At 46.0% G+C, this 4,046-nt stretch carries 5 protein-coding genes and 1 pseudogene; 1 reads left to right on the plus strand and 5 read right to left on the minus strand.

Annotated elements, in window-relative coordinates:
* Positions 1-519: 519 nt before the first annotated feature.
* The 5 genes from IQ234_RS20075 to gpmI form a co-directional block, all read right to left on the minus strand.
* The gene (locus IQ234_RS20075) at positions 520-1,236 is read right to left on the minus strand and encodes a peptidase (RefSeq protein ID WP_193958369.1); all 717 of its coding nucleotides are present in this window, start codon (positions 1,234-1,236) and stop codon (positions 520-522) included.
* Positions 1,237-1,470 (minus strand): preprotein translocase subunit SecG, encoded by a 234-nt coding sequence (secG, locus tag IQ234_RS20080; protein ID WP_002736485.1) that lies wholly within the window; start codon positions 1,468-1,470, stop codon positions 1,237-1,239.
* 67 nt (positions 1,471-1,537) lie between these two features.
* A complete protein-coding gene (locus tag IQ234_RS20085; RefSeq protein WP_193958370.1) occupies positions 1,538-1,879 on the minus strand; it encodes a type II toxin-antitoxin system RelE/ParE family toxin in 342 nt (113 codons plus the stop codon).
* A complete protein-coding gene (locus IQ234_RS20090; RefSeq protein ID WP_193958371.1) occupies positions 1,863-2,120 on the minus strand; it encodes a hypothetical protein in 258 nt (85 codons plus the stop codon). The genes IQ234_RS20085 and IQ234_RS20090 overlap by 17 nt, the downstream gene beginning before the upstream one ends.
* A gap of 29 nt (positions 2,121-2,149) precedes the next feature.
* Positions 2,150-3,748, minus strand: coding sequence for a 2,3-bisphosphoglycerate-independent phosphoglycerate mutase (gene gpmI, locus IQ234_RS20095; protein WP_193958372.1), 1,599 nt, complete (start codon positions 3,746-3,748; stop codon positions 2,150-2,152).
* Between the two features lie 106 nt (positions 3,749-3,854).
* Between gpmI and IQ234_RS20100 the strand changes: the two are divergent.
* Positions 3,855-4,046: pseudogene (locus IQ234_RS20100) on the plus strand (phosphate ABC transporter substrate-binding protein); the annotation flags it as partial.

Below are 4,046 nucleotides of genomic sequence, written 5' to 3' on the forward strand. Positions count from 1 at the left end.
CTCGTAGGTCTCGATGATCTTTTGTCGCAAGTCTAAAGAATAGGGCTTCATCGGGTCGTGGCTCCTGCCTAGGTCTATAATTTATTGTCCTCTTCTATTGTACCTCATGCAAGTGCATACCGCTATAGCAATGGAGTCAGTCCTGATGAAAAAATTTTCACCACCAGAGATGAAAGAGGTTTCTTTCCCCACACCCCACACCCTCTTTCAAGTCAGGAACATTGCTGCATCTTAGTCGGTTAAGTAGGGTTTGCGGCAAAAAGTACGGGCGAAGCATTCGGATAGAAAATCTCCGGTTTCACCGATAGGTTATTGCCCGAATGCTTCGCCCCTACAGGACGCAGGCCAATGAAGACGCAAGGTTTTGAAGCACGATTCTGTCAAAATCTTGCACCTGTTTCGCGAAACAAGACCCTAAAACCCTTACCTCGTCTATATTTCGCTATTATTCAGCTAATCCTAAGTATATCCATAACTTATAGTTTTTAATAGCAGAACCGACTGAAGAGCAATATTTACCTATTCAGGCATTAGATACCCTAGCTGATCCATCTGCCAACCTAACTTAGTTGGCTGCTGATAAACCTTTTTTAAAGTGTTAATATCCCGGCTAGAAATCGGGGGAATATCTCTAGTTTGAGCGAAATACATCACATCCGTCTCCAGGGGACTATGACCCCAAATTCCCAAAGCGTGACCTAATTCGTGTCGCGCTGCCGCTAAGGCCGACCGATCGGCTAAATTAGGACTAATCTGGATACTCATCCGATGAGTTAAGCGATTTTCCTTGACAAAAATCTCGTATTGTGTTATGGCAGAACGCACCCGGGGCAGTTCTAACTTACCTGTTTCGGCATTAAAACGAACTCCTGATGGCGGTAACTCCTGTTTAATGAGGATATCGGCCAATTCTGCCCGATTTACCAACTCGATCGGCAAATACTGCCCCCATTCAGCGATCGCCTCTTGTACCAAACTCAGCCAAGAACTGCGATCGCTCTGAAGATAAATCTTCACAGGAAATTGCGACCAAATCAACGCTCCCACGGGACTGATTTCCACAGCATCAAAATAATCCCCGGGGTGGTTTTGCTCTTGCCATTGGGCTAAATTAGCGGGTAAAGGATGGGTTTTTAACTCTGGTAGCGCTCGACTGTCGGCAATCAGAGAATAGGAAAACAGCAAAAGACTCGCCAAGGCTGCGAGTCCTAGAAAAGAGAACCGACCTCTTAGCATTTAGCGATTTAACCAGCCGGCGCTCAGTACAATGGTTAGGGTGATAAATACCGTCCCCAAGGCCCAAGTCACCTGATTTAGGGTTTTTTCCGCCGTTTTTGCGCTGGTAAAAATCTGTGATTGACCGCCAATACCGCCAATACCATCCCCTTTGGGACTGTGTAATAACACCAAAATCGCCAGAAAGGCCGCCGCCAGCGCCCAAATAATCTGTACTACCAGCACCACTGTCATGATTATTACTCTCTATTTTCCATTACAAAGTATAGCAGTTATCAAGCCGTCAGCTTTGAATTAGTTATCAACTAGGGTCCTCTTCATCCTCTATATCCTCAAGTGTTAGTGGTGCTTGGGCGCTATGGCGAACATATAATACATAAACCGTACTATCTCTAATTGTAAAAAGCACTCGATAGACATTTTTACCTTTTCCATAAAAAAGTTGTCGGACTTCTTTGGGTAGAAAAATCGTCTGTTCGAGCGCTAAAGCACAACGAGTTGGTTTCTCTTGCAGAGTCGCAATAGCATTCATTAATCCTCGAAACCAACGGTCAGCAAACTCAGCATTATAAACTCGATACCAGCGATAGGCTTTTTCGATCTGTGCCGTGGCAGTTGGGGTAATTTCAACCTGAAATACCATATTTTTCGGCCATTTCTTGGGCAAAATCGGACAGAGGACGGGTTTTCCCGGAGTTCATCTCCTCGAAACCTTGCTGAATCCCCTCAATGCTCTCTAAATACTCCATCAGTTGTCTGAGCTTGCTAGGATCTATTTGATCGAGAAAAGTCACCAGCACTTGTGAGCGATCGCTAATATCATTGGGTAACTCGGTTAGGTGTATTTGTCCATCTCGATAAACACCTTCGATGGTTTTCAGCATAAAATTCCCCTTTCTTGACTTTTTACTCGTTAAAGCGAGATGCGGACGGGAGTGCGACTGGCTTTAATTTCCACTTCGGCCGGTTTAATCAGCGATCGCCCAGTCATTTCCACCGGGACGGGAATTTGGAGAATTTCCAGAATAGTGGGGGCAATATCGGCTAAACGACCATCATCCCGCAGCTGCACATCGCCACCGTGGCCCGGTATTTTTCTCCCTTCCCCTTCAATTAAAATTAAAGGAACGGGATTAGTCGTGTGGGCCGTCCAAGGATTACCCGACTCATCCACCATCGTTTCGGCGTTGCCGTGGTCCGCAGTGATTAACACTGTTCCCCCCAATTTATTGACGCTACTTAACAACTTAGCCAAGCATAGATCCACCGTTTCCACTGCTTTCATGGCCGCGTCTAAAATGCCCGTATGACCCACCATATCGGGGTTAGCGTAATTGACTACCACGAGACTATAGATCCCTTGTTCAATCGCCGCACAGACCGATGCTGTCACTGCGGCCGCCGACATAGCCGGCGCTTGGTCATAGGTGGCGACTTTCGGACTGGAAATTAATTCGCGCACTTCTCCCTCAAAGGGTTTTTCTAATCCCCCATTAAAAAAGTAGGTGACGTGGGGATATTTTTCGGTTTCTGCACAACGAAACTGTTTTAATCCCTGTTGAGCGATCACCTGTCCTAAAATATTATTTAAATTCTGGGGAGCAAAGGCCACATCTACTGGTAATTTCGGATCGTATTGGGTAAAAGTGACAAAACTAAGGGGAGAAATTAAATCTCGATCGAAATCTTCAAAATCGGGCATAGTCAGGGCATAACACAACTGTCTAGCTCGATCGGGACGGAAATTATAGAATATCACCCCATCGCCCGCTTCGATCGCCCCCGGGGCAATTCTGGTGGGGGGAATAAATTCATCGGTAATATTTTGATCATAAAATGCCTGTAATACTTCTGTGATCGATCGCCCGTCGATACCTTGATCACTGGTCATCACGTTATAGGCTTTTTCCACCCGATCCCAACGGCGATCCCGATCCATGGCATAATAACGGCCACTGAGAGTCACCATGCGACCGAGTTTAATTTTATTAATATGTTCTTGAATTCTTTTAATAGCGAGCATTCCGTCGGTGACATTGGTATCGCGACCATCGGTGATGACATGAATGCAGACATCGCTAATCCCTTGCACTTTCGCTAAGTCTAATAATCCCAGTAAGTGATCCAGATGGGAATGGACTCCCCCTTCGGAACATAAACCAATCAGGTGTAATTTGCTTTTTTTAGGGCGAATCTCGGCGCAGAGTTTTAATAAAGCTTGATTTTGTTGAATCGAACCATCTTCGATCGCATCGGAAATCCGTACTAATTCCTGTGGTACAACTCGCCCCGCTCCAATATTGAGGTGGCCAACTTCCGAGTTACCCATCTGTCCTTCCGGTAGTCCCACATCCTTAGCGGAGGTGCGGATTAAGGTGTGGGGATAAACTTCCCAGAGACTATCCATAATCGGGGTTTTCGCCATTGCGATCGCATTATCCGACCTTTGCGGGCGATAACCCCAACCATCAAGGATAACCAGTACGACTGGGGATATAGGTGCGTGGGTCATGATATACAGTCCTAAATTAAGAGTGGATTTCCATGCACTAAGATAATATCATCGAAACTTCCATTGATCACTGGTCTCCCGGCGATCGACCCCCTAATGTCAGCAAATGATGGGTATGTCTCAAAAAAACGAAACAACTGCTTTAATAATCGCTCTTTTAGCCACTGCGGGCATTTTAGGTGGGGGTTACTTGTGGCTACAAAGTCAATGTGCCGCAGGTCAGGAATTTTTTCTCTGTGGCAGCAGTAAAAGTCCGCAAAAATCCCCCACATCGGGAAGTGCCTCCTCTCCCCTACCC

The organism is Microcystis aeruginosa LEGE 91341 (genome assembly GCF_015206885.1).
GTDB lineage: Bacteria > Cyanobacteriota > Cyanobacteriia > Cyanobacteriales > Microcystaceae > Microcystis > Microcystis aeruginosa_H.

Excerpts from the sequence above, each read along its gene's own strand:
- IQ234_RS20090 (WP_193958371.1), bottom strand. The coding sequence starts at position 2,120 with ATGCTGAAAACCATCGAAGGTGTTTATCGAGATGGACAAATACACCTA.
- IQ234_RS20085 (WP_193958370.1), bottom strand. The coding sequence starts at position 1,879 with ATGGTATTTCAGGTTGAAATTACCCCAACTGCCACGGCACAGATCGAA.
- gpmI (WP_193958372.1), bottom strand. The coding sequence starts at position 3,748 with ATGACCCACGCACCTATATCCCCAGTCGTACTGGTTATCCTTGATGGT.
- IQ234_RS20075 (WP_193958369.1), bottom strand. The coding sequence starts at position 1,236 with ATGCTAAGAGGTCGGTTCTCTTTTCTAGGACTCGCAGCCTTGGCGAGT.
- secG (WP_002736485.1), bottom strand. The coding sequence starts at position 1,470 with ATGACAGTGGTGCTGGTAGTACAGATTATTTGGGCGCTGGCGGCGGCC.